Source organism: Leptolinea tardivitalis (genome assembly GCF_001050275.1).
GTDB lineage: Bacteria > Chloroflexota > Anaerolineae > Anaerolineales > Anaerolineaceae > Leptolinea > Leptolinea tardivitalis.
The window spans coordinates 336458-362602 of sequence record NZ_BBYA01000009.1 but is presented as its reverse complement, the minus strand read 5'-3'; the positions used below and the strand labels follow the sequence as shown (position 1 = coordinate 362602).

Annotated in this window: 25 protein-coding genes; 9 read left to right on the top strand and 16 right to left on the bottom strand. The window is 47.9% G+C overall.

The window, feature by feature from the left end:
• Nucleotides 1–33: 33 nt before the first annotated feature.
• The gene (locus LTAR_RS09010; RefSeq protein WP_062421871.1) at nucleotides 34–552 is read left to right on the top strand and encodes a hypothetical protein; all 519 of its coding nucleotides are present in this window, start codon (nucleotides 34–36) and stop codon (nucleotides 550–552) included.
• A gap of 77 nt (nucleotides 553–629) precedes the next feature.
• On the opposite strand, the gene LTAR_RS09005 is transcribed toward LTAR_RS09010, so the two are convergent.
• The 5 genes from LTAR_RS09005 to LTAR_RS08985 form a co-directional block, all read right to left on the bottom strand.
• Nucleotides 630–1301 (bottom strand): hypothetical protein, encoded by a 672-nt coding sequence (locus LTAR_RS09005; protein WP_062421869.1) that lies wholly within the window; start codon nucleotides 1299–1301, stop codon nucleotides 630–632.
• 127 nt (nucleotides 1302–1428) lie between these two features.
• Nucleotides 1429–1626 (bottom strand): hypothetical protein, encoded by a 198-nt coding sequence (locus LTAR_RS09000; RefSeq protein ID WP_062421868.1) that lies wholly within the window; start codon nucleotides 1624–1626, stop codon nucleotides 1429–1431.
• 197 nt (nucleotides 1627–1823) lie between these two features.
• Nucleotides 1824–4262 (bottom strand): DUF3160 domain-containing protein, encoded by a 2439-nt coding sequence (locus LTAR_RS08995; RefSeq protein ID WP_062421865.1) that lies wholly within the window; start codon nucleotides 4260–4262, stop codon nucleotides 1824–1826.
• 177 nt (nucleotides 4263–4439) lie between these two features.
• Nucleotides 4440–7547, bottom strand: coding sequence for a WD40 domain-containing protein (locus LTAR_RS08990; protein WP_062421864.1), 3108 nt, complete (start codon nucleotides 7545–7547; stop codon nucleotides 4440–4442).
• 85 nt (nucleotides 7548–7632) lie between these two features.
• Nucleotides 7633–8334 (bottom strand): hypothetical protein, encoded by a 702-nt coding sequence (locus LTAR_RS08985; protein ID WP_062421862.1) that lies wholly within the window; start codon nucleotides 8332–8334, stop codon nucleotides 7633–7635.
• Between the two features lie 104 nt (nucleotides 8335–8438).
• Between LTAR_RS08985 and LTAR_RS08980 the strand changes: the two genes are divergently transcribed.
• Nucleotides 8439–8888 carry a C-GCAxxG-C-C family protein gene (locus LTAR_RS08980; RefSeq protein ID WP_062421861.1) on the top strand — a complete coding sequence of 150 codons (450 nt, stop codon included), beginning with the start codon at nucleotides 8439–8441 and terminating at the stop codon, nucleotides 8886–8888.
• Between the two features lie 37 nt (nucleotides 8889–8925).
• Here LTAR_RS08980 and LTAR_RS08975 read toward each other — a convergent pair whose 3' ends face one another.
• From LTAR_RS08975 to LTAR_RS08960, 4 genes are all read right to left on the bottom strand, one after another.
• Nucleotides 8926–9822: a prenyltransferase gene (locus LTAR_RS08975; protein ID WP_062421859.1), complete on the bottom strand. Its 897-nt coding sequence runs from the start codon at nucleotides 9820–9822 to the stop codon at nucleotides 8926–8928.
• Nucleotides 9823–9844: 22 nt separating this feature from the next.
• Nucleotides 9845–10735, bottom strand: a complete 891-nt coding sequence (locus LTAR_RS08970) for a prenyltransferase (protein WP_062421857.1) — start codon at nucleotides 10733–10735, stop codon at nucleotides 9845–9847.
• 109 nt (nucleotides 10736–10844) lie between these two features.
• Nucleotides 10845–11417 (bottom strand): DUF2087 domain-containing protein, encoded by a 573-nt coding sequence (locus LTAR_RS08965; protein WP_062421856.1) that lies wholly within the window; start codon nucleotides 11415–11417, stop codon nucleotides 10845–10847.
• Nucleotides 11418–11595: 178 nt separating this feature from the next.
• The gene (locus LTAR_RS08960; protein ID WP_062421854.1) at nucleotides 11596–11802 is read right to left on the bottom strand and encodes a hypothetical protein; all 207 of its coding nucleotides are present in this window, start codon (nucleotides 11800–11802) and stop codon (nucleotides 11596–11598) included.
• A gap of 219 nt (nucleotides 11803–12021) precedes the next feature.
• Between LTAR_RS08960 and LTAR_RS08955 the strand changes: the two genes are divergently transcribed.
• Complete coding sequence (locus tag LTAR_RS08955) at nucleotides 12022–13947, top strand: ABC transporter ATP-binding protein (RefSeq protein WP_062421852.1); 1926 nt, start codon at nucleotides 12022–12024, stop codon at nucleotides 13945–13947.
• A gap of 87 nt (nucleotides 13948–14034) precedes the next feature.
• On the opposite strand, the gene LTAR_RS08950 is transcribed toward LTAR_RS08955, so the two are convergent.
• Nucleotides 14035–16725: a right-handed parallel beta-helix repeat-containing protein gene (locus LTAR_RS08950; RefSeq protein WP_062421851.1), complete on the bottom strand. Its 2691-nt coding sequence runs from the start codon at nucleotides 16723–16725 to the stop codon at nucleotides 14035–14037.
• Nucleotides 16726–16813: 88 nt separating this feature from the next.
• Here LTAR_RS08950 and LTAR_RS17385 point away from each other — a divergent pair, with 88 nt between their 5' ends.
• Nucleotides 16814–17059, top strand: coding sequence for a hypothetical protein (locus LTAR_RS17385; protein ID WP_236686595.1), 246 nt, complete (start codon nucleotides 16814–16816; stop codon nucleotides 17057–17059).
• Nucleotides 17060–17797: 738 nt separating this feature from the next.
• On the opposite strand, the gene LTAR_RS08940 is transcribed toward LTAR_RS17385, so the two are convergent.
• From LTAR_RS08940 to LTAR_RS08930, 3 genes are read right to left on the bottom strand one after another with little or no spacing between them, the layout of a single operon-like run.
• Nucleotides 17798–18310 (bottom strand): GNAT family N-acetyltransferase, encoded by a 513-nt coding sequence (locus LTAR_RS08940; protein ID WP_062421848.1) that lies wholly within the window; start codon nucleotides 18308–18310, stop codon nucleotides 17798–17800.
• 24 nt (nucleotides 18311–18334) lie between these two features.
• The gene (locus tag LTAR_RS08935) at nucleotides 18335–18640 is read right to left on the bottom strand and encodes a DUF1330 domain-containing protein (protein ID WP_062421846.1); all 306 of its coding nucleotides are present in this window, start codon (nucleotides 18638–18640) and stop codon (nucleotides 18335–18337) included.
• Nucleotides 18641–18678: 38 nt separating this feature from the next.
• Entirely contained in the window at nucleotides 18679–18996 is a 318-nt protein-coding gene (locus LTAR_RS08930; protein ID WP_062421844.1) for a TIGR04076 family protein, read from the bottom strand.
• A 233-nt stretch (nucleotides 18997–19229) separates the two neighbouring features.
• Between LTAR_RS08930 and LTAR_RS08925 the strand changes: the two genes are divergently transcribed.
• Nucleotides 19230–20294, top strand: a complete 1065-nt coding sequence (locus LTAR_RS08925; protein ID WP_062421843.1) for an NADH:flavin oxidoreductase/NADH oxidase — start codon at nucleotides 19230–19232, stop codon at nucleotides 20292–20294.
• Between the two features lie 84 nt (nucleotides 20295–20378).
• Here the strand turns inward: LTAR_RS08925 and LTAR_RS08920 are convergent, their stop codons facing one another.
• Both LTAR_RS08920 and LTAR_RS08915 read right to left on the bottom strand, forming a co-directional pair.
• Nucleotides 20379–20633, bottom strand: coding sequence for a hypothetical protein (locus LTAR_RS08920; RefSeq protein WP_062421842.1), 255 nt, complete (start codon nucleotides 20631–20633; stop codon nucleotides 20379–20381).
• Between the two features lie 223 nt (nucleotides 20634–20856).
• Nucleotides 20857–21462 (bottom strand): LOG family protein, encoded by a 606-nt coding sequence (locus tag LTAR_RS08915; RefSeq protein ID WP_062421841.1) that lies wholly within the window; start codon nucleotides 21460–21462, stop codon nucleotides 20857–20859.
• A 174-nt stretch (nucleotides 21463–21636) separates the two neighbouring features.
• Here LTAR_RS08915 and LTAR_RS08910 point away from each other — a divergent pair, with 174 nt between their 5' ends.
• The 4 genes from LTAR_RS08910 to LTAR_RS08895 all read left to right on the top strand — a co-directional run bounded on the left by LTAR_RS08910 (nucleotide 21637) and on the right by LTAR_RS08895 (nucleotide 25532).
• Nucleotides 21637–22329: a response regulator transcription factor gene (locus LTAR_RS08910; protein ID WP_062422013.1), complete on the top strand. Its 693-nt coding sequence runs from the start codon at nucleotides 21637–21639 to the stop codon at nucleotides 22327–22329.
• Between the two features lie 2 nt (nucleotides 22330–22331).
• Nucleotides 22332–23819, top strand: a complete 1488-nt coding sequence (locus tag LTAR_RS08905) for a sensor histidine kinase (protein ID WP_062421840.1) — start codon at nucleotides 22332–22334, stop codon at nucleotides 23817–23819.
• A gap of 45 nt (nucleotides 23820–23864) precedes the next feature.
• Nucleotides 23865–24677 (top strand): SIMPL domain-containing protein, encoded by an 813-nt coding sequence (locus LTAR_RS08900; RefSeq protein WP_062421839.1) that lies wholly within the window; start codon nucleotides 23865–23867, stop codon nucleotides 24675–24677.
• Between the two features lie 87 nt (nucleotides 24678–24764).
• Nucleotides 24765–25532 (top strand): AAA family ATPase, encoded by a 768-nt coding sequence (locus LTAR_RS08895; RefSeq protein ID WP_201775970.1) that lies wholly within the window; start codon nucleotides 24765–24767, stop codon nucleotides 25530–25532.
• Here LTAR_RS08895 and LTAR_RS08890 read toward each other — a convergent pair.
• Complete coding sequence (locus LTAR_RS08890) at nucleotides 25529–26089, bottom strand: methyltransferase family protein (RefSeq protein ID WP_062421838.1); 561 nt, start codon at nucleotides 26087–26089, stop codon at nucleotides 25529–25531. The two genes, LTAR_RS08895 and LTAR_RS08890, sit on opposite strands and share 4 nt — an antisense overlap.
• Nucleotides 26090–26145 lie beyond the last annotated feature (56 nt).

The window sequence follows — 26145 nt, the reverse complement described above, 5'->3', positions numbered from 1 at the left end:
GCCGCCAATCATCCACAGGACAAAGGAGTAATCATGACAATTTCAAGCATAGGCAACAATCCGTATTTACAGCAATTAAGCGGTACATCCAGCTCATCTGGAGTCAATGGCGTATCGGGAACCACCCCGCCGCCGCCTCCCATGGGGATGTTCGGTCTTTCTGGCATGGATAGCATGGAGTCATCCAATCCATCAGAATTCTTCAGTAAACTTCAAGACTTGCAGGAATCCGATCCCGAAAAATTCCAGGAGGTCGTTTCAAGCATCGCCGATAAACTCGAGGCCGCTTCAGAGGATGAAGATCTGTCTTCTGCCAGCTCCATGCTTTCAGACCTGGCAACAAAATTCCGCGATGTCGCCAACGGCGGTGATATTTCCCAGCTTAAACCGCCAGAACCGCCTGCGAATCCGGGTATGATGCCCCCGGATGAACAGTATGCCCAACGGGAAAACGATTCTTTGAACGATGTCGCTTTCGGCTCATCCGCCCAGAATTCCGTCCAACAGAAACTTCAGGAACTGTTTACCAGTATTTTCAACAGCCTGGAATAACATCGCCAACCGGATTGGATGAGCCAGTTTTCAACAGCCGTCTGAAAGATCAGGCGGCTGTTATGTTTTGATCATCATTACATTTTTGCGCCGACCAGTTCGACGGCATCAATTTCATTCCACCCCCAGCCCAGAACCCGCTGATCAATGGTGATCCGTACCCGGTTCACCAAAATCTGCCTGTTTAGGTCTACTACGATCGTCATCACCTCAGGGCAGTCCTTGATCTTTTCAGGATATCCTTCCCAAATGAGGTGTTTGCTGCCATCCACAGCCGTTAACTGGACTTCCACCACCTGTGACGGATTGAAATTCTGGTAAATGTTAATCTCCGTCGGGTGTACCGGTGTGTCATACGTCAATTCAATCCATTCAATCGTATCGTTTCCTTTGGATGCCCAGGCATGCCTGTTGTCACCGCATAAAGAAACGTCAGGTTTGCCAAGAGCCTGCGATGCTGCCCAGTCCGGGCTGCTGTATTGCGAACTGGCGATGACTTCGGTTGCCCACTGGCGAATCTCTCCCGGACGGACTGTCGGCAATACCACATCATAGGCATCCGGGCTGACAGTCGATTCGACGCTTCCCGGTTCAGTGGGAACCGGCGGTTCAGCAGATATGGAAGGTGTTTCAATAAAAACGGGCAGCGGAGCGGGCGCAAAACCAGAGATGCCCGGGCGGCTGCAGGCTGTCAACAGGACAGGCATAAGCAAAACCCAAATCAATGAAAAACGTCTTCCGGAATTCATACAAATCTCCAGGCAGGTATCACAACAATGTATGTTTCTATCATACAAAACCTGATTCTGGACAGGGTTGAGAATCAAACAGGCACCATTAAATCAATACATGGAGTTAAAACTGATGCTTTTCAAGCTAATTATTCCCGGTAAGCATATTAATCAGTATGGAAACCATGAAAATGCAGGCTGGTAAAATCAGCAGTACCACCGCTGCTATCGAGGCGACCTGTATGACCTGTTTTTGACGTGGGACTCTCCCTTTGGCTGTTACTTCCTCATCATCCAGAGGAGACAGATTGGCGGAAAACAATTCTCCGGCCAGTATATCCATCTAATTCAACCATTCAATGATATTGTGCTGATCAAGGGAGAGAGTTTTCCAGTTTTTGCTCCTGTATAGGTATAACGAGAGTATCCCTGCAAGTTTTCCATCCACCGGCTGTTTCAAATACGGTCAGCCGTGTACTTGCTTCCCTCTTTGGACGAACAAATATACATCCGATATTTAATTATTTTACTGGAAGACGGTTATTGTCCATGCGCTCTTTCGTACCATTCCTGGTTTTCAGCCACCCAGCCTTCTTTTTCACTGCCAAAAACCCTGACCTTCCACCATTGCAGTCCCCCACTGGTCTTTGGACCATCCGTGATCTCCAGATAGGTGTCTTTTTTTAGTCCATCCAAAATATTCGCTGATTTTGATGGATTGTCGCGCAGGTTTAACGGCGGTTTTCCACCTTTCTCTGTGATGAGATAAACATCTCCAATCCGAAAAGCCAGAATATCCTTCGTTTTCCCGCCAGCCAACAAATAGTTCTCTGTGTATGCAGGCAATTTGGGCGAATTGGAATTCACACGGGATCGCCATTCTTCATCCGTCAAACGGTTCGTCCGGGGTTGTTTAAATTCGTAATAGGTAAACACTCCGCCCTGGGCGATCTGGAGTTTGCCGTTTATGGGAACTACAACAAACAAACGGTCCAGTTTACCGACTCCCGCCTCAAGAAGACTATTTCCTGCGCCTGAAACTGACGCGATCACAGGCACTGGCTCCTGTTTGGCATCCTGACCGGTTCTTTGTGCATAGAGAGCCTTCGATTCAACTCTACCCAGAGGAGATTGAATAACGTCAAAATCATCTCCAGTAAGCTTCTGTCCCTGAAGTTCCTTTACAGCAATATCACCAAGATGCAAAAATTGTTCAGACAGGTCACCCATTCCACCCCAAAGATCAGAAAACGATAGATTGTTTCCAGATTCTGTCCAATTTTGATTTTCCTGTGCATATCCGCGACGTTCCAGACCCTCCTTAATGGCACCGGCAATATAAGCCAGCCGGAAAAATACGTTTGGATTGGGTTCCACATAGCCAGGCGCTGATGGTGATCCCGGAGGGCCGCCGCCGCCCATCATTTCAGGCATTTTGGTATACAGAGCGGTGTCATGTTTCAATTCTGCCCAGCTTCCCAGCATACTGTTGAGTTCTCGATTTTGCCAGGCCGATGTGGTCATAAGCGGAGGGAAAGCATCACCTTTGGTTTGCAGCTGGGGTATGAACGCATACAACCACCCGGAATAAAATGTGCTGAGCCACTCTTTTTGCGGCTGGTTTTTCACCAGATTTTGTAGTTTTTCCATCTGGATGGGGTAATTCTCATAACCGGTTTCACCGGCCTTTTTCTGTGCTTCCAATGCAGCGGTTGAGCCAAACGCGGCAGCTACATCCAATCCAGAAGGGAATTCGCGTTTTTTCGCCTCTGTACCCACTTTGTCGAAAATCAAATTCTGGAAAATCATGGCATCCAGCGTAAAACGCTGACCCATCAGACGCCAGCTGCGCTCTTTATTCAAAGCAATGGTGGTATTTACGAATGTCGAATTGATTTTTGGCCGGGGAAGAGCGTCAACCCTGGATAGGAATGCCTGCCAGTTTTGGTCATCGGCCAGTGATTCAATGGAGAGCTTTCGGCCGTAAATCGAATTCATCAGTGTGCCCGTTTCCACCGGACCACCATCGTCTGTTGGGCCAATCAGATAACCCAGGGTATCCATCAGATGCAGGTACCGGTCGATCGCCGGGCCATGTGCGGTTTTTGTCTCGCGCAACGCCAGTGTGAGGATCAAAGGAGTTCTGGACGGTTTGAATTGTGGATTCTCCACATCACGGAATTTGAAAGCCACCCTGCCCAGCCAGGTCATAGCCCTGAAGTAATTCTCCAGATCAGGATCACCGGCATAATGTCCCACGGGTTTATACGCACCATAATCGTCTTCAAAGCCCGGAATGAGTACGGATTTTTCCCGGCCATTCCCGGCCTGTATTTGATTCAGTTGTGGTTGGATTTTTTTGGATAAATCGCCCGGAAGCCGGGTGGTGTCATCAAAAAGTTTCAAAGCCACACCCAGGTACGCTTCAGCCAGGTAGGCGTCTTCCTCCAGAGGTGTTCCCTTCAAGCCCGATGCATATTCTGTCACCTGATCAAGCATAGCCGAGATGATCTCTGAGGCTTCCGTCTTGAATACCTCTTTTTCAAGCTGCTTCAACAGAGCATCAAAATTGATATGCAGGGCATGATAGGCGGCATCAGTAGTGAGATAGTACGGCTGCCCATAACGGGTGGAAACCTGTTCACGGATATCAGAAAACTGTTCATCACCAGTGTGCAACACAGCAAAACCATTTGCCGAAAGGAATGCTGTTTGTGCAGAGGTGAAATCACCCGCCACCTCCCAGTTTTCGACCATTTCCAGATTAACAGGCAAGTCATCGCCCTGCAATTTATAGGGGGTTTCATACCATTCTTTCAGAGGAGTCGTGCCAAAGGTAGTGTCTGATTGCGGCCGTACAGGCCGCCGCAATCCTGCTGCTCCAGAGAAAAATGTTTCATCTGGCACAGAAGAAAACGGAACCACCTGACAGGAAACCAGTAATAAAGCCATTAAAACCAGAGCCATTCGGTTTTTCATAGCCATTCACCTTCTAAATAAATCCCCATCTATGAACACTGGATACTGTTTCTGATAATTATTTTACGTGGCAAATTCTTCCCTGCAAAGCGCCAGTTGAACCAGACCTGATCGGACCTTTCATCTGATCAGGTCTGATAGACATTGTTAATGTTTATTGTGCATGACTGCCTCAATTTACTTTGGAAGAGAAAACCGGGCAACCAGTTTGGCCGCCAGCATGGAGTATTGAGCCGCCAGATCAGTGGGGTATTCAACATTCAACGTCTGGAGGTTGGTTCCGATTTTAAGCCCGGTGATTACTCCATTTCGGTTTTTTTCCGGCAGGGCATAGGTGATCTGCCAGCCGCCTGTTTCCGTTTTTTCACGGTTGACAATGGTCACTGTGCCTTCCTGTGTTTCCAGCCAGGTTTGCATGCTGGCATAGATTTCTGTATCACCAATCATTTGTTTGTCATCCCATGGAATGGCAAAAACCTGCATCAATGCCGATTTATCAGGTGCAGAATACTGTCGTGCGTTTGTATCGGTGACCTGCATTGTCTCGGATATCCATCCGGTTGGAACGGCATAAACAAAGCTATTGTCTGCCCCGTTTATCGTATTCACTTCCTCGTAAGGCATCTGTTTGGATATATAGGCTTTATTAATTTTGAGGCTGGCGTATATGCCCTGATAAATGGGCAGATAGGTTTCAATATATGGCTTACGGGTAAAGAAGTTTACCTGGTAAACAATGGATCCATCGCGGGTGTAATACGTCTCGAAGAAATATTCAATACCAGAAATCGAAACAGTTTTTGTTACATAACCACTTCCCTTACGTGTATCAATGCCGCGATCCGTCTCTTTGTAATTGGCAACAGAGATGGCAAATTGCGCTTCACAGCCGCTGATGTAATTCAGGAAGCCCTCATCAGTCAGTGGATTGATAGTATTGGTGGCCACAAAAGCCACAATACCGTTACTATTTTTTTCTGATGAGACAAAAGCCAGATCAGAGGGTTCCTTTAAATTCCATCCCTGTGGTAATTGAACCGTGACAGATCCTTTCGTATGAGTATAGGGTGTACTCGAAAGTTCGGGTATGGTGCTTTCACCAGGTGCTTCAGCCGCTTTGGGCTGTCCGGCTGTTTCACCACCGGTGGTAGAAATCACGCCGATTGTTCCATCCCCGCCGCCAACCAGGAGCTCGGTTCCTTCTTTATTAAAAGCCAACTCACTCGGAGAGAACGCCAACTCTTCAAAAAAGGCTGTCCGTTTGCCATCCATCAAGTTCCAAAGGTAAATATTTCCCTGAGAATCACTGGCAGCCAGCAGGTCCATGTTGGGTGAATAGGCCATGCTGCTCACAGTTCCCAGCAATTCCGGCATCTCAACGGGCATGCGTTGTTTGCTGGTCAAATCGATCTGGTAAATCAGGTTAACCAGACCACGCTCTTTGGCCTGCACTTTCTGCCCACCAATGGCGATCCGATCTCCACCCGGTGAATAACTGATTGCATCGATATGGTCGCCAGGGATAGCCGTTACCGTCTTGCCGGTATCCAGGTTGGTAAGGAAAAGACGATTGTCTGTGCTGTCTGATGCCAGAATCTTCTCGACAGGTGAAAAATCAAAATCGTTCTGCCCGGCAACTTCTCTGACTTTGCTGCCGGTGGCTGCGTCCCACACAAATATTTGACCTTCGCTTAGGGTGGCCACAAGTTTCCCATCCGGGGAGAACTTGATCTTTTTCACAGGCTGCCGGGTCTTGGTCGGTATGGTCTGTAATTTTTTACCGCTGGTAACATCCCAGATATTCAAACCATTCTGCGCGTCTATGGCCGCCGCAAGATCGCCGCGTGGAGAAAGGGCGGGTATGCGCAGTGAAATTTCCTCCGGACCAATCATCTGCACACCTGAGAGGGTTCCAACATCCATGACGCCCAGTTTCTTTTGATCAGGGGATAGCAATGCCGCCCTCTGTCCCTGCGAAGAAAACATCATCGAATCTCGTGGCGTGGCAAACTTGAGATCATGCTCTGAATCTGCTTTCTGGTTGGCCACATTCCACTCATACAATTTGCCATCCACACCCAACGAAACCACCCCCTGACTGTCAGGTGTAAAATCCATACCCGCAATTCGTGTGGTATGTTTTGCAAATACTCCTTTTTTACCGCCAGATTCAACATCGAGCACATGAATCTGGTTATCCTCCGTGGCTATCAATAGCGTTGTGCCATCGGGAGAGATTTTATAATCGGTAATCAACCCCACTGAATCATACGTCTTGAGTAATACACCATTGGCAGAATTCCAGGAGACCAGTGTGTTGGCTGGTTGAGCCGTCAAACTGCGGGTGTTAATCCCAAAAATACGCCTGGCATCAGGTGAAAATTTCCATCTCACCATTTCATTTAATACACCCAGCAAACCAATTTTGAACTTTCCGTCGGTCACATTCCATTGCTGAACCTGTTTGTGAACTTTTGAGTCGATGCCATCAATCAACAGTGTTCCGCCGCCCGGAGACATGAAAATAGCATTGATACCACCCGGATTGGCCGCGCCATTGTTATCCTGTACCTGTTTTCCGGTGCTTATATTCCATACTGTGGAAATACCGGTGTAATCCAGAATGGCGAAATATTCACCATGATCTGATAATGCCATTGACCTGACGCCTTCCCTTTGCGGGATCGAGGTGGTCAAAATGGCCCCCGTGGCGGCATCAATAATCTGAACGGTTCCACCCGGAGAACAGGAAACCAGATGACTGCCATCTTTGGTGAATGTGATATCCGTAAGAATCCGGCCAGGGTCCACTTCCCAGATCGTGCTAAGATCACCCAGATTCAACAGAGTCAGACGGGTTGAATACGAAAGCAACACGTTTTTACCATCAGGAGAAACGATTAATTTCTGCAGGGAGCCCCACCCGATTCCGTCCTGTCGTTTGAGAGTCAGTTTGGAGCTGTTTTCTGCATTGATCACCTGCGCCTGTTCCGGGGCGGTCGTTGGAGCGATCTCTTCGGTTGGAACAACTGCAGTCATTACGGGTGTGGTTGGTTGTACAGGGGCAGATGTATCGCCCGGTGTCAATGTTTGTTCCGCTGTTGGAGTTGATGAAACCGTTTCAGGTGTTGGGGTTTCTGCCGGTGGAGTTTGACCTGTCTCTTCCGATGTTGGAATCACAGTCTCTGCCAGATTTGCCTGGCTCTCATAGGTATGGCCTGCAAATCCAAACGAATTAAATGCCATACAGAGAATTAAGGCGAGAAACATCCACCGTTTGTTCATATTGAAAAAACCTCCTGAATCACCCGTGTTCAACCGATTGTACAAGTATTATATACACGGGTATATGAATACCTTAACTAAGAATCTATCGCTGCTCTTCTTTAGAATCATACGGACCAAAACGGCGCAATCTGGCAACAGAAATGTATTGCAATCTTTCGCTGACCGGACTTACCAGAACAGTTCTTCCATTGCGGTGTAAAACCGGGAAACGCCGATGCTGTTCTTTGAAAAAATCCCTCATTTCTTCTGACATGGCGGCATAACTTTCAAATTCATCCGGCCAGATATTAAAAATTTCATCATAGGTATTAACAAATTCCCGCCGGTATTCATCCGTCACCCGGTCCAGGTGACTGATAATCCAGCAGGTAGGTTCAAAATCCCAGTAATAAGCCAGACCAATAAACCGGTAATTATCGGTGACATAAGGAAAAAAGGGGAACTGCCGGCAGCTGCTGGCACGGTATTGCCGCTGGCAGGCCTGCGGACCTTTGCAGGCCAGTAACAGCAAATGTTCAGGGGTTTCTGCCCGCATCTCTTTCGGATTGACCGGTTCTTCTGTACACTCATCTCCCCGCCACTCATGCCACTGGTCGGTATTAGCAGACAGGTAGTCCCATTCCTGCCTGTAAGCGACAGGTACTGCCCGGCAGATATCACAACAGAAAGGTTTTCCGCTCGGGTTATGCGGTGAACAGAGAGCTCCGCAATCTTCCCTGGTTATCGGAACATCAAAATGTTGATAAAAAGAAGCTACATCCAGTTTCGGTATGAAGGCGCCCATCAGGCTGACTCCGTCCGTCATTGTACCGGATAAAAACCAATTCAGTCAAAAATTAGATACAATAGCCGGTAACCTTATGAATACTTCAACAGGAGAATAAGAATATGAACAGGGTCGAGAAAGCCATTGCCTTGCATAACAGTGGATTTGGCTGCGCACAGTCTGTCATCAGCGTTTTTTGCGAAGAACTTGGCGTTGATCCGGTCATCGGGCAGAAGATGGCGCTTGGCATGGGTGGAGGTATCGGCCGCTCCGGTGAGGTCTGCGGAGCGCTCTCAGGTGGCGTGATGGTACTCGGCTTGAAGAATGGTGTCTCCAGCATGGATGGCGAAGCCAATAAAACGGTTAAAGAAAAAGTCTATGATCTTGACCAGGAATTTTTGAAAGAATTCAAGGAGCGAAATGGAGCCATCCGTTGCAATGATATCCTCGGGTTTGACATGAACGATCCCGAAGCCCGTACAGTTGCAAAAGAGAAGGGCATTTTTTCACGGGTTTGTAATGGATGCATCCAGAATAGTGTTGAGATTCTGGAAAAGATGATCACCAGATAATTCCGGGGTTGGATGGTCTTCCCGAATAATTGAATGACTAAATCATGAGCTTAATTCCATATGCGGCAATTAACAGAATTGTGGCAATGGATGAAAGGGCAATGGCGCTGGTCATGGCCGGGGTGTATCGGCCTTCATCATTAAACTGGCTGACATTCCTGACGGTTTTAATCGCCAGTGGTATGGTCACAAGAACAAGTAATGTCCAGACCGGAATAAGCTGGAGAATTACACCCAGAATGACTGCCAGATAGGCTATGACAGAATCGATGGCGATCAACCGGACGGTTACCGGTTGGCCAAAGCGTACAGAGATGGTCTTTTTACCTGATTTGATATCGTCCAGATAATCAAATGTATTGCTAACCACGCCGACATTCATGGTGAAAAAACCGGGGAGAAGAGAAACAAGCAGTGTTTCTCCATTAAACCGGCCAGTCAACACGACATCAACACCCACCAGAATCATCGGGCCGAAGGCCAGAAAGAGCATGGTTTCACCGAGTCCGCGGTAATTTAACATAATGGGGGGTGAAGTATAGAAAAAAACGATAAACGCACCGATAGCAACCAGAATCAAGACCACCACCCCGGCTTGCATCAGCACATAGATACCCGCAGCCAGGGCAACAAAAAGACATACCGCCGTGGCGATTAATACTTGAGTCAACGTGACTCGCTGATCAATCAGGGGACTGTCGTGAAATTGTTGAACCTTGTTACCCAGGTTGCCCTTCTTGTAATCAAAGTAGTCGTCAATAAAATCAGCAGCCGAATGGGCCATCACGATACCCACAACCGCCGCAATGAATACACCTATGTTGATCGGTCCGCGCGAGGCAGCCATAACACCCCCCAGCAGGGCTGGCAGCAGGCTCACCACCAGAAATGGGGCACGGGCAGCTTTCATCCAGGTTAAAAGCCATTCTTTCATTCAGGTTACTCCCTAAAATTTTTCACACAATTAAAAACCCCAGACAAATCAACAGGCCGGTAGCCACATAAACAATCAAGCTATATACCGTAGCCCACAGGTAATCTACCACTTTCTGTTGGTGTGAGATTTTCACAGACAATAAAAAAGCAAAGGGAACTGTCAACAAAGCCAGCAAAGACCAGATCGGTACCACACGAGCGGCTGCCAGACAAATTAAAGTCAGGTAGGCCAACCCCGCCAGCCACCAGATGGTATTTCTATTAACATTCAACACCACCCGGCCGCTGCCCATATCCTGCACATCAAAACGGGCACTTTTAAAGTAAGCAACCAGTGTCACTAAAAAAGCTCCCGGCAGAGAGACCAGAACCGGCTGCCAGGAAAGGTGCCTGGTTAAGACATAGTAAGCACCCAGCACAACCAACGGACCAAAAGTGACAAAGATAACGGGTTCTTTTAATCCCCGTAACATCAACGGCGTAAAAAAGATGGCCACTGCCCCGCCAACGGCCGCGAGAACCAGTACCATGTTGCCTAATTGCACATAGAAGAACAAACCGATCACCAGAGCCGCAAACAGACAGGCGAAACCGGCAAAAAGGGTGTGTTCCGGTTTGAGCAACACATCGGTAAACAATGGCTTCCAACCGGCAAAGATCTTCGTATGGGCATCCCGCTGATCGGTATGGTAATGGGTGAAATAGAAATACAAGTAATCACCACCTACCTGCGCGATAAAGATAGCAAACGTAACCAGCAGGAACCAGTTTATGTTTACCTGTGTCACTTTTGCGGCTATGGCTGCCGCTTCAAGACACGGAATGATGGATGCACTGAACAGAAGGTACTTGATGAATCGGATGGCCTTCATTTGTGGAGCCGGTTGGTCTGATATGATAATTGGTTTCAATGGTTTTTACCTTCGTCTGAAAAACAAAACGGATAACCGTCAGTTATACGATTATCCGTTATTGTATCGAATTGGACACCCCGCAGCAACAACCTGATGCACGTCGGGTTTATTCAAGACGCCAGTACTCACGACCGCCGCCTTCACGAGCCATAAATTTATAATCCACCAGGTCCCGCCTTAAAAGAGCGAAATCTTCATTAAAGGCAGCCAGGGTTTCACTCACCTGCTTTTCGGTGTAGCGCTTGCCCATTTCAAAAGATTTCACCACATGACGCAGAATCACCAGATATTTCTTTTCCTGCATGGGGAAAGCCTTGATTCGTCCTTCTGAATCCAGGAATGTGGCCAGAACTTTCTGTTCAAAAACATCTTCACTCACCGGTGCTGATAGTTTCGGGAGCTCGTCTTCCTGCAGCATCTGCCGTGACATGTCTTTCAACACATCGGTTTGCAGAGAATAGATGTAATAATGACCGTCCGTACGGGCTGATACAAGCCCGGCTTTAGCTAATTTAGCCAGGTGGTGTGATGTAGTCGAAGCCCCGAGCCCCAACGCATCCGCCAGGTCTTCCACCGTATAAGATCTCGATGCCAGAAGTCCGATGATTTTGAGACGGTTTTCATCTGCCAGGGCCTTGAAAAAAGCCAGCAACTTTTCAAATTGATCTTCTTGTGTCATTTCTTCCTCTATGAATACATATTGATGTTTATCGAATTGATTCTATATGTAATATTATATTTTGTCAAGTGGCAAAGTATATGGCAAAATTTAAGGCAGGAGGGGGTAATACACATTCACCCTCCTGCCTGTTGACAGGTATCGTTATCAGACCAGAATACCGCTTAAGGAATTTAGCTTACACTATTTCTTTGATTAATTTCTCGGGAAGTTTTTCAGTCAATTCAAGATGCAGGTTTTTCAGGATGGCTTCACGCGTCTGGAGCATCTTTCGGTAATCGCGGTTGTCGGTCTGCATGATCTCCATACGAATCTCAGATATCGCCGTATCGAGGAGATCCACAAGGATACGGATATCATCCACAGACAAATCCAGTTTGATCATGGTATTCTCCTTTCAGAACGTCTGGTGTGAATCAGACCTCCCGGAGATGGCAGATCAATGGAAGCTATATGAACCGGGGGTTGAAACCCACCTGGATTTTTCCCGACCTGCTACAATGTACAGGCCGGTAAGGATTGACGCTTTTCTTGAAACAGGCGATCATCCTTACTTTTAGTCTACTGGAATCTGCAGGAAATTCAAGCGTCAGACGAGGATTACATGTCATATCATGGTATGGGATTAGGCCGGTTTACACGGGAAACCGACGAAAAGCCAAAAGTCACCTGGCCATTATTAAAACGGGTGCTGGGTTATGCCCGACCGTACAGCTGGTACCTGGCAGGTATGTTGTTTGTTATTCTGGCTACCACCGGTATCTACATGCTTTCTCCCCTGATATTGCGTGATTTAATTGATCGAACCATTCCCAACCGAGATATTCAACGCCTGATCTGGTTATCTCTGGCCTTGCTGTTTCTACCGGCCCTCCAATCCGGTTTGAGTGTATTCCAACGACGGTTGAATGCCCGAGTCGGTGAAGGTGTTATCTATGATCTGCGGGTGGCTCTCTTTTCCGGCCTGCAGCGTATGTCATTGCGGTTCTTCACAAACACCAAAGTCGGTGAATTGATGAGTCGACTTAACAATGATGTTGTTGGGGCACAGAATGCCATCAGCAATACATTTGTAGGTATCATCACCAATCTGATTCAGGCTGTGGTTGTATTTATCATCATGTTGACTTTTGAATGGCGGTTGACTTTGATCAGTATCATCATTATGCCGCTGTTTATTGTAGCCTCCAATAAAATGGCTGACAGGCTCCGCAATATCGCCCATCAGCAAATGGAAGCCAACGCCCAGATGAATGCCATGATGAATGAGACATTAAATATCGGCGGGGCTTTGCTGGTGAAATTGTTCGGCAGGCGTCAAACAGAAATTGACCGGCTATCCAGAAAAGCAAAAAATGTGGCCGATCTGGGTGTAAAACGGTCTTACACAGGCTCCATGTTTATATCGATCATTGGTCTTTTAAGTGCTGTTGGAACAGCCCTTGTTTATGGCCTGGGTGGTTATTTCGTAATTCAGGGCACCTTTACTGTAGGAACCATCGTAGCTTTTGGCTCGTATATGGGCATACTTTACAGTGCGTTGCAAAATTTATCCAATGCTCCTGTGGAATTTGCCACGTCGATCGTCAGTTTTGAACGGGTTTTTGAAATCATTGACCTGCCGGTTGACATACCGGAAGCAAAAAATCCCGTTGTTCTTTCCAGAATAGATGGGGAAATCATCTTCGATGATGTGACCTTCAAGTACGAAGCTGGTGATGAGTACGTATTGAGTGATGTACGCCGGTACGGCAGCATGGATGCTGTCACCGCAGTATTTTCAGAAACTCCACCTCCCACAGGCGAATCTGTCAGTGAAGAAACCCCGGCACATCACCAGGCACGTGGAAATGCACTGGAACACGTCAGCTTTCATGTGAAGCCAGGTCAGCTTGTAGCATTGGTTGGTCCCAGCGGAGCAGGCAAAACAACCCTGACCTATCTGATCCCCCGTTTATATGACCCGACTGAAGGCCGCATTTTTCTGGATGGGTACAATTTGCGCGATATCTCTCTGGATTCATTGTCAAATTTGATCGGTATGGTAACTCAGGAAACGTATTTATTTCACGATTCCATTCGCACCAACCTTGAATACGCCCGGATGAATGCCTCTCAGGCCGAATTGGAAGCTGCCTGCCGGACAGCGAATATTCATGATTTCATAACCAACCTGCCGGACGGGTACAACACCATAGTAGGCGAACGCGGTTACCGGTTGAGCGGCGGTGAGAAACAACGCATCGCTCTGGCACGTGTACTATTGAAAGATCCGCGCATTCTGGTGCTTGATGAAGCCACCAGCAGCCTGGACAGTGAATCTGAAGCTCTGATCCAGGAAGCCATGAAAACCGTAATGGCACGTCGAACGAGCATCGTCATTGCCCACCGCCTGAGCACCATTCTGGCGGCAGACCAGATTCTCGTGATAGACCGCGGTCAGGTGGTGGAAAAGGGGACTCACGAAGAGCTCCTTACGCTGAACGGCCTGTACACACACCTGTACAACACCCAGTTTAAAAAGGTCTAGTTTGCTGAAATTTACATAATATAGAAATCTTTATAACAAGTCCCCGCCAGTGTTCAGGCGAGGACTTGTTTGATAGACCTGAAACATTCATTTGACGAGGATAAATGTACCTGTCCGGTTGTGTGTCCGGATCCACTTCATAGCCTCTTTTTCTCCGCCAAGATCGACCCAGCCGCCCAGGTTATCATTGGTGGTGGTGTCCCAGAACAGAATATGAAAGGTGTCATTAATTTGTTCTTCTGTGAGCGGGAAGGTAACCGTGTATGTGGCACCGGCAAACGCCTCAAGAACCACTTCGTTATTGAACATCAATGTGAGGGTAAATCCATCTGTGAAGATCCAGGGTTCAGGAATGGGCGCAGGCAATTCCTCCTGAGTAATCAATTCCATTCCGGCGATGTAACCGCACATGGGTTGGTTGAAAATGGTCTCTTCGCCGGTAGGCAGGCGGATTGTACTGTTCCCTGTGCAGGAAAGCATCACAAATTCACCGCCGGTTACTGGAATAACACCGGCAGGAGGGCCAAGATAAACAAATGGGATGACTCCGATATATTCCACCGGAGTGACTGTTGTCGTACCGCCATCGTCATCACCGCCGCCACTGCTGGTTCCGCACGGATAATCCATATTCGTGACAACACCACCATCCCAGATATTCATGCTTCCCGAACCGTTGGCACTGAAGGTATTGGAATTTAGCGTGACAGTTGAACCCGCCCCGGCATTAAGGCCGTAAGAATCATTAGCCGAAAAGACACTGCACGTCACGGTAATATCGCCGGCAGTTTGAAGTTCAGCTCCATTGGTTCCATTCTCAGAGGCAGTCACTTTGTACAGGGTGATATCACCGACGGCACCGGGTTCTACATGAATACCATAGTCATGATTTCCGTTGAACTGGCTTTTTGAGATGGATAATTCTGTTGCAGTTTTAAACCAGCCGCCGAAATTGTTGTTGTCCACCGTTACGTTGCTCAATGTGATACCCTGATTCATTGCCCAGGCAGCCAGTCCATAGAAATTCGGATTGTCTGAAAACGTAGAGTTGAGAATGCTGATCCAATCACTTGCAATTAAGTAGGCACCACCGTCTACATTGTGATCCGCGTGGACTCCATCGAGCGAAATGGTCTTGGCTCCTTCCACGTACATTCCCCAGGAACTGCCGTTATTAGAGTTATGCGATGTGGATGTATTCTTGATAGTAACGTCAGCAGTCTGGCTATTGATATCAATGCCAAAATTATTGTTATTGTCAAATGTACTGTTGAAGATATTAATATATCCGCTGACGCCGTTTGCCACCAGACCACTGGCTCCTGAAGATGAACTGTTGGCATTCACATTCCGCACTTCAAGATTCGAGCCATTAACAACTCGAATGGCATCGCTGGAGCAGGGCCATCCGCTTACACAGGGTGTATTGCCATTGGAGTCAACAATCAGGTCTTTCAAAAGAACATTGTCTACATCATTCAGATAGATACCACCTTCATAGCCGTACTCATAGATATGAGTGTTGATTATTTGGAGATTGTTCGTATTACTATGAGCATAAATGCCATGGCCGCCATCTTCATCATCAATGGTTGAGTTTTTGATGGTAACGTTGTTACTGTTTTCAATATGAACACCGTTTCCCAAGCCCTGATTATTGATAGCCATATTGTCTAAGGTGACTTGATTCGAATCAGATATATAAACAGAACTTCCGCTGGTACTGAATTGCTGAAGGATGAAGTTCGAAAGGGACAACGAGCCAGAAATATCATCAATGTAGATATTTTGTGCCAGGGTGGTTGTACCAATCACCTGCCCGTAGGTAGAACTTCCCGTAGCCAGATCTACCCCGCCGATGATGAACAAATTCAGTATCGTCATAGGATGCGAACCCTGATCGATGTTAATCGTATTATGGGTCGGAGATGTATAGGTATCCTGCACATAGATCGTTCCGTAACCTCTCGACGGGCTGCTCTGGACATAGTGAATGATCGCTTCCAGGGTGGTTTCTGAATGGCACGAGGCACTCCCCGCGGCATCATGGCCCGGACACCACATTGGATCACCTGTGGTCAGAACCGCTTCAGCTTCTGTTGATCCCAGCGCAAGATTTTCTCCAGTTTCATCCAGCACCACAAGGCTGGTTCCTTCTGGCAGGGCTGCACTCAAATCTACCGGCGATTTTGTAGACAGTTCAGCAACTTCTTCGACATTAATTGGGGGTTGGAATGAATCAACCGGGAGGACTGATCCTGACTGGATAACAGGACTCGCCATTACAGGAGCACCTCCGGTTTCAGGTTCAGCATTTCCGGTCTCCTGACCATCCGTTCCTGTTTGCTTCTCTGATGAACCAGCGGTGGATTCTGTTGTTGTGGCGGCTGACGGATCGAGTGCTGCCGGCTGTTCTGTTACCACAACCTCAGGCTGAACCGGAGCGGCGGGTTCTTGTTGAACGTCCGCTGGAGGTTGTTCAACCGATGCGGGAGGCTGCACTGGCTGTTCAACAACCACAGGCGGTTGTATCACCGGTGCGGGTTCATAATACACAGTACCAGACGAAGAAGATTCTCCAGAACTTCCTTCTGCTGGAGAATCTTCTGGAACTTGCTCCGGAGGTGGTTCTTCCGGCGCGACTTCCTCACTGGCCGGGTCAGCTGGAGCAGTATCATCCGCCAAAACCACCATGCCTATGGGAATGGAAAGCCCCAGAGCATAGATGCAGACAAATACAACATAAAACAGGATCACATACCATTTTTTCTTGCCCATGTATTAACCTCCTGTTTGAGATGAATCAATGCAAGAAAACTGGAACCAGATCGGAGTTTTCACCCTATAAAGGCCATTTTTTCCAGCATTGCCATTTACACTTCTGCGGCCTGTCTGCCGGCTGGCAATCCGGCTTTACTTTTTTGCCCTGTATCACCTCCTTCCCACCTCGGGAAACCTGTTTGCTTTCGGGATGGTGGGATTGATTCTTACAAACACCAAGGATCAATTTGCCTGGGAAGGTCCAGTACCTCCATATAAAAAACAACCGGTCAATCTACATGACCGGTTTCGCTACTGGCTCCCTGCCACCAACCCCTGTTATTCAGGGTAAGCGACCAATTATTGGTGACAGATCCTGGCTTTCAACAGGAATAGTATGTTGAGGGCTTTATAGGGTTGAAAAGGAGTAATGTCTACCTGAAGCAATACAATGCTCTTCGTTCCCTGGATGACAATTTCATTATAAATAACAGGAAAAGGTTGTCAAACTTATTGATTACCAGTTATAACCCGGTCGAAGATATTGGATTTGTTTTTCCACATTTTTGATTGAATATCCACCTGATAAGAGGTTCTCTCCGGATTTCTTCAATATTGGTGAAATAAATCCAGGTAGGGGAAAAACAACATCCGCGATATCATCCGGAAGGTTAAAACTGGACGGTGGGTTTGAAACCTGCCATTACTAATTAGACAATGTGTTCCAACAAGCAAGTGTAGGGGCGCACGGCTGTGCGCCCTGCAACAGGGTCAGGATGAAACCATCGCAGAAAGACTTTCTTTGCCTTACCGGCAGATATGCATGGATTTTTACAGATTTCCTGTTCCCGGCCTTAACGTCAGGGAGCCCGAAAACAAACGTAGGGGCGCACGGCCGTGCGCCCTGCAACAGGGTCAGGATGAAACCATCGCGGAAAGACTCTCTTTGCCTTACCAGCAGATATGCATGAATTTTTACAGATTTCCTGGCCCCGGCCTTAACGTCAGGGAGCCCGAAAACAAACGTAGGGGCGCACGGCCGTGCGCCCCTACGACAGGGTTATTCAAACCGAAAATTCAGGCGATGGGCTTAAACCACATAGGCATATAAGAATTGATCGATCACCACGCCATCTTTGATGGCGCTGCTGCGCATTCTGCCTTCCAATTGGTAACCGGCTTTTTCAAGAACCCGGGCGGATGCCCTGTTATGCGCAAATGGGACGGCAAAAACCCGGTGCAGGTTATGTGTCTTGATGGCATATTCAGTAACAGCCACAAGTGCCTCTGTCACAATGCCTTGACCCCAGAAGGGCTCCCCCAACCAGTACCCGATTTCGGCAGAGATTCGTTCAATATCCGAATGCAGCACAAACCCGATCCCGCCGACAACCTGGTCATCCACGCAGATGGCAAAATTGGTTTCAGGTTTCAATGACATAGCATGGTCTATAAACGCCTTGCCGTTTTCTAACGTGTAAGGATAAGGAAACCCATCTCGTAAATTTTTCGAGATATTTCGATTATTGGCATATTTGGCCAGAGAACCGGCATCTTCCGGTCGGTACGACCGGATTACACAGTTTTTCAATTTCAATTCCATTATTCCCTCAATTTACAAAAAAACTCAGTCTGTTGAAGGATACTCATACCCTTCAATAATAATCAAATCTCCGCTGGATACCGGCTTGCGGAATTCAATAGCCCTCTGGTATTCAGGTGAATAATAGCAATCTATTGCCGCCTGGTAACTGGGAAATTCCAACACCACATTACGCGACCGGCTGGTGCCTTCAGGATTCACAAAGCGGCCTGCCCGTACAATATGACGCCCCCCGAACCTTTTAATCGGTTCAACGTTGGCTGCCAGATAGTCTTTATATTTTTCATCATCATCTACATCTATACGAACAATCCAGTAACCTTTTAACATATAGACTCCATAATCAGAACGTCAGATTTTCAGCAGTGTCATTCCAGCAGTTTTTCGATCTTAAACACAACCGGTCGGGTGCCATCTGTACAACAGGCAATGAGGTGATCGCCGCCTTCATACCACATCCCAAAATTGCCACCCGCGTAATATGCTGTGATGACCTTGTAAATATCATCCCATGCCCACGGGCAGAATCCTGGCGGCATTCCGCTGACGGAATCAGCGATAAACACCTGCCCTTCTTTGAACACATCGCAGGGCCCCAGAGTCTTCCTGCGTTCCTTTTCAACATATTCATCCACCAGGTCTTTGTTAAACATGGTTTTCAGCACGGTTATTTTGCATTTACTCATTTTGTTATTCCATTGGACATTGAAGGTTTAAAAAAAGGAATGTGACAGATTCAAAATACAACCCGCTCTTTTCTGAACCTTGCAAAGATTATATCGTGCTCGATGTGTTTTTTGCTTACAAAATGGATCTCATGCTAATGAGTATTCCATTTTCTATTTGTTCAGAGTCTGTACAAACCCATTACACGAATTTCTACAGAGAATATACTTGCATACAGAAAAAGGAGAAAAACATGGCCCATCTTTTTGAACCTCTCACCGTTCGTAGTATTACCCTCCGAAATCGGATCGGTGTTTCCCCGATGTGCATGTACAGCTACAAAGATGGCCTTTCAAATGATTGGCAGGTAGTTCATCTGGGAGCGCGGGCAGTGGGTGGTGCCGGCTTGGTCATTTCTGAGGCAACAGCCGTTGAACCGCGTGGACGGATAACGCCTCATGACGTGGGGATCTGGTCGGATGCGCATATCGAACCGTTTACCCGGGTGACCCGTGCCATTAAAAGCAATGGCGCTGTTCCCGGTATACAGATTGCCCATGCCGGAAGGAAAGCCAGTACCAACCGACCGTGGGATCATAACGGTTCACCCATCCAACCGGACGAACCTGACGGTTGGCCGGTGGCCGGACCCAGTCCAATCGCATTTAACGATGATTATCCAGTCCCGCACGAGCTCAGTGTGGAAGAGATTCATGCCATTCAAAACCTGTTTCGAGACGGCGCCCGGCGTGCCCTCACAGCCGGGTTTGAATGGCTGGAAATCCATGCTGCGCACGGCTATCTGCTTCATAGCTTTTATTCACCCCTCTCTAATCACCGGACAGATGATTACGGCGGAAGTTTTGAAAATCGTATCCGGTTCCTGATGGAAACCGTCAAGATGATCCGCTCTGTCTGGCCGGAAAAATTACCTCTGGCCGTGCGTATCTCCGGCACCGATTGGGCAGAAGGCGGCTGGACGGTGGAGGAATCAGTGGAACTCGCCAGACACTTGATGAAAGAAGGGGTGGATCTGGTGGATTGCTCTTCCGGCGGAGGTGTTTCCGGTGTACATATTCCAACAGGCCCGGGGTATCAGGTACCCATATCTGAAGCCGTGCGTAGTACCGGCATTCTGACGGCTGCCGTGGGTCTGATCACCAATCCTGAACAGGCGGATGCTATCATCCGCAGCGGTCAGGCTGACATCGTCTTGCTGGGACGTGAAATGCTTCGCAACCCATACTGGCCATTACAGGCATACAGATCGTTAAAGCAACCTGCACCAATTCCGTCACAATATCTGCGTGCTTTCTAGCAGACAAAACCCTCTATGACAAGGGAATAAAAAAGTGCATTTTTCAAAATGCACTTTTTTTATCACTGTTACTACGAGATAAACTCACAGAGTATGGTTTATATTGGTTCGTCGTCGAATTTCTTTCCGCAAAGAATGTTCCAACATCGGGCGCTCGTGTGAAAGAATGTTTCGTTTGACGGTATCAGATGTCCCTGCCATAAGGGCATTGGCCATACCATAAACATCATTACCATTCTGTGCAGCCAACCTGTTCAAGGGCACTCCATTCAAGATTACCGATACAAGTCGGTTAATTCTCACGGGTTTTTCACTGCCTGTAACATTATTCGAAATCATATACTGCTTCTCCTTTTTTAAGCGGGCGGTATTATATCGTATGATTTCGAATTCTTTTGGGTCTGATACCCATCATGAGAAGATTATTAACTTCCGCAATAATCTCTTTCAATAAAAAAGAGGCGTATGCTGAAAACCTTAGTTTACCTGTCACATCATGGAAAGAAAATTTTCCCGCTTTGATTTGTTTATCCAAACGCATATTTTTGAATTGTGATAATGACTATTGTTTCGCGTTTGCCTGCTCGGTTAATTGACGCACCCAATCAGCCTTGTTGGCTTGAGGCGGTTGATATACCTCAAATTTGTCCAGCAATTTATCTGGCTGATCATCAATCTGGATCATCTGACGGTGAACTGGTTCTACAAACTGCTGGTCAACCGTAAGGTCCAGGAAGCGGATCATATCATCGTAATATCCACAGGTGTTTAACAAGCCGCAGGGTTTAGTATGGATCCCCAATTGTGACCAGGTGAGAATTTCAAACAATTCTTCCAGGGTTCCCAATCCGCCGGGCAGCGCAATGAAACCATCAGACAGCTCAGCCATTTTAGCTTTTCGCTCATGCATGGTTTCAACAACGTACAGATTGGTCAATTTTGTGAAGGCGACTTCCTGTTCAACAAAATTGCGGGTGATAACGCCAATGACCTCTCCCCCTTTTTCCAGACAGGATCTTGCTGCCTGTCCCATCAGCCCGACACTGGCCCCGCCATAAACCAGGGTGATTTTCCTTTCCGCCAGTGTTGTCCCCAGAATACTGGCAGCTTCCATATACTCTTTCTTCAATCCTGGGCTTGACCCGCAAAAAACACAAATATGTTTCATGGTTTATTCCTCTTTATTTAGATCACAATTCCGCCTGCTACACCATTGACGACAACCCTGTCTTATTATCGGTCAACTTTCTAATTACATTCTAAAGGCTATTCTACACATATTTCCGACGCGCAAATTCATTCTGACACACAATTGCCACAAAATCATGCTATGCTTTGCCATATGCAAACGTCAATTCTCGTTGTGGATGACGAACCGGCGGTTACCGATCTTCTGGCATACAACCTGCGCAAGGCTGGTTATCAGGTGTATATTGCCGCCGATGGTGAATCGGCCTTAAAGATAGCGCACGATGATCATCCAGACCTGATCTTGCTGGATGTGATGATCCCCGAGCTGGATGGATTGGATGTATGCCGTGAGTTGCGCAAAACCAGCTCTGTGCCAGTGATCATGATCACTGCCCGCGGCGAAGAGGTTGACCGTGTGGTGGGGCTTGAGCTGGGGGCGGATGATTATGTTACCAAACCATTCAGTGTACGCGAGCTGATGGCTCGCATTAAAGCCGTCCTCCGCCGCAGTCCGTTGTATGAAAAAGAAGGGACAAAAACAACTACGCTTCACGGTAAAGGCGGTCTGGTATTGGATATTGGTTCGCGTAAAGCTTGCATAGATAATGTCACAATTTCCCTTACCCGCCTCGAGTTTGACGTTCTTCTTTTGCTGTTGCAAAACGCCGGCCGGGTATTAACGCGTGAACGCCTTCTGGAACAGGCCTGGGGATATGAGTTTGCCGGTGATAACCGTGCGGTTGACAGCACTATTAAACGTCTGCGGGCAAAATTACGATCAATCTCATCAGAAGCTGATTGCATTGAAGCCGTCAGGGGCGTCGGTTATCGGATGGAGGTCTGAAAATGTTTCGCACTCTGCGAGGGCGAATATTCCTGAATGGACTGGCCATCCTTATCCTTGGTTTGGGTATTGCCGGTTTCTTTTTCTGGCGGGCAGTCGAAGCTATGTATGTGCAAACCGAGGCAGAAAACCTTCTGGCGCAGGCTGAATTGACTGCCGCCGCCTATAATAATAATAACCAACCCTTACCGGCCGTTCCTGCTGAAAGCTATTCGCAGGTATCTAATGTAATGCCCGGTATTCATACCCGGCTTCTCGGGACCGAAGGAACCGTGCTCATCGGGCTGCCATTGGCATCTGACTCTCCTGCGGTGCAAATGCCTCCTGCTGAAGGAAATGCCCTGATCACGCCAGATGAATTATCAAAACGCCCGGAAATACAGTCTGCCCGAAATGGGATTGCAGCCACGTTTGTACGAACAGTTACTGCAGGTAACCGACGTGTGCTTTATGCCGCCGCTCCAATACGTGATGCCTCAGGCGAAGTCAGCGGACTGGCATATCTGGCCATGCCACTCCCCGGCAATGGTCTACCGGCAGGTTTTACCCTCCAACTTGTTGGAGCCGGGTTGGTTGCGGTGATTCTGGCTCTGGCGGTCGGCTTTTTGCTGGCCCGGCAGATCACAACGCCGGTATCTGCATTGGCAAAAGGCGCCTCCAACGTCAGTCATGGCGACCTGACCCAGACAGTTTCGGTGAACAGCCAGATAGATGAGCTGGACAACCTGGCAGACACTTTCAACTACATGGTCGCCAGTCTCCAGAAATCAAACCAGGCACAGAATGCTTTTGTGGCCGATGTTGCCCACGAATTGCGTACTCCCCTGACGGTCATCAAAGGCACCATCGAGACTCTGGAAGACGGCGCCATGGACGATCTGGCCGGAAGAGGACCCCTGCTTGAATCCATGCAAAAAGAAACGGACCGTCTTATTCGACTGGTTAATAATTTGCTGGTGCTCACCCGCGCCGATGCCGGAATGTTGAAACTTCATCTGCAACCACTGAACCTGACCGATCTCGTCAGGCAGCGTTGTGACCGCCTTTTACCTCTGGCAATTGGCAGAAATATCACCTTCGATATTCAATCTGCCAATCATTCCCTTGTTCGGGCAGATGAAGACCGCCTTGCTCAGGTGCTGGACAACCTGCTGGATAATGCCATCCGGTACAGCCCTGAAGGAGGAAAGATCATCATAACCATCACACCGGATGGTTCCAATTGGTGTTGTGCCGTGAGTGATTCGGGACCAGGAATTCCACCAGAGCACCTGCCATTTATATTTGACCGTTTCTACCGGGTAGAAACATCCCGCCGCCGGCAGGGTGGAGAAGCAGGTCTCGGTCTTTCCATCGCCCGCTCCCTGATACAAGCTCAGGGAGGTCTGATCTTGGCAGAAAACACCCCTGGCGGAGGTGCCACATTTGTGATTCGTCTTCCGGCATCTGATGACTGCCCGGAAGCTGCTGGTCTTCTGACATCAAACTGACACGATCAACTATTAATCTAATGGGAAACAGGAAAGGAGTTTCCCATGAAGATTTCAACCTATTTTCAGATCGTTTTAGTCGTTGTCATCCTGGTGCTGCTGACCGGTGCACCGGGAATCAGTCCGGTATATGCGCAGGATATCACTCCCGTAAAAACTGAAACACCGGCCGCCAGTTGTAATACCGGGCGCAGTATAAACGTCACCGGCACCGCCCAGATCAACGTCATCCCTGACAGGGCAACCATTCAGCTTGGCGTACAGTCAAACGGGGCTTCAGTGGACGCGGTTCAGGATTCCAATAACAAAGCTATTCAACGGGTCATAGCCGCCATTAAAGCAGAAAATGTTGATCCGAAAGATATTGCCACAGATGTATATAGTATTGAGCCTGTATATGAAAATTATGATTCACTTTATATCAAGGGATATCGTATCTATAACACTATTGCTGTGACGGTACGGGATGTAAAAAAGACAAGTTCAGTACTGGCAGCCGCCCTCTCCGCCGGGGCCAACCAGGTGAATGACGTGAGTTTCTACACCAGCGAATTGCGTAAATACCGCGATCAAGCCCGTCAATTGGCCATGACAGCGGCCAAAGAAAAAGCTCAGGCGCTGGCTTCAGCTTCGGGTGGTGAGACGGGCTGTGTTCTGAGTATCAATGAAAATTCATGGTCATACTATAACGGTTGGTGGTACGGATCCAATCGTTTGGGCAGCCAGATGACCCAAAATGTCATTCAAAATGCCAATCCAACGGTTAGTACCTCAGCAACGAGTTCAGGGGATGAACCGGTGAGCCTCGGACAAATTTCTGTGAAGGCGGAAGTCAGTGCTTCATTTGCTCTAAAATAAACAACAATCACCCCGAAGAAAAACCAGGATGGCTCTATTTCCCAATAGTATACTTATGGCCTGACGATCCTGATACAGGAGGATTATGTGAATTCAGGCAATCTGCTTTCAGCCAGGCCATATCTCATTGACATCACATTGCTGCGGGGAAATGTGCCATCCTGGACAGATTATCCTTTCAATATTCCAGCCATACAGCAGTTGGAAACCCTCACATTCCACCCGGCTGTGACGTATTTCATCGGCGAAAACGGAACCGGTAAATCGACCCTGATGGAAGCCATCGCCCAGATTATGCGGTTCAATCCGGAAGGCGGGACCCGTAACAGCCTTTTTTCCACCCGTGATACCCATTCGAGTCTGCACGAGTATCTCAAACCGGGAAGAAGTTACAAAGCACCGAAAGATGGATTCTTTCTTCGAGCAGAATCTTTTTATAATCTGGCTTCTTTTATAGACGATGTGGAATATACCGGCAGTTATGGCGGAAAATCACTTCATGCGCAATCCCATGGAGAATCTTTCCTGGCTTTGCTGACTCAAAAATTCAAAGGCGGCAGCCTGTATCTACTGGATGAACCAGAGGCGGCACTCTCACCTTCACGGCAGCTTTCCGCCCTGGCGGTCATTCACAAACTGGTAAAAGCGGGGTCACAATTCATCATTGCCACCCACTCCCCCATTCTGATGGCCTACCCGGATGCTCACCTGTATCTATTTACTGAGACAGGCATTCGGAATATAAAATACGAAGAAACAGATCATTATCAGGTGGCAAAAGATTTTCTCAATCATCGTGAGCAGATGTTGAGCGTTTTGTTTGAAGAAGAATCTCAGAAATCTCCCATAGACTAGTTGTCGTGTTTCTCCGGCCTCTTTAACCTGGTGAAATCGGGTATAAGGAAAGGCGTGGAAGCCTTATACGCCGTATACGCTTCCCCGAAACGGGCTTCCAATTCATGTTCTTCAAAGAGTTTGACATAAGTTACAAAGAGCCCGGCAAAGAATAAAACACACAGCAAAGCCGAGATGGACCCGGTCAGGATGGCCACTCCCAGGTAAGCCATGATTGCCCCAAAGCCCATGGGGTTGCGGCACAGGCGGAATGGGCCTCTCACCAGCAGCACTTTTGTAGCCACTACGGGTATCGGTGTTCCCCTGGCAGCAAACAACTGGTCAGAAATAGGCCAGAGTGCAAATAAAAAACCAGAAAGTACAATCAAGCCTCCCACGATATATCCAACGGTTCCCAGTGAAATGCGCTGAAAAGACCATAGAGCATCCAATCTTGGTGCATAACCGAACAGCAGATATGGGATCAATAGGGCGAAGACCATTCCGGCAGCCAGCGTGACTACCAGCCGTACCGCCAGCGGATATTCCCTCCGGGTTAATCGGGTAAAGGTTTTCATACGCCTCCCTCCCTCAAAAACCAACCGATTGTCAGGATGATTTCTTCCATCATACC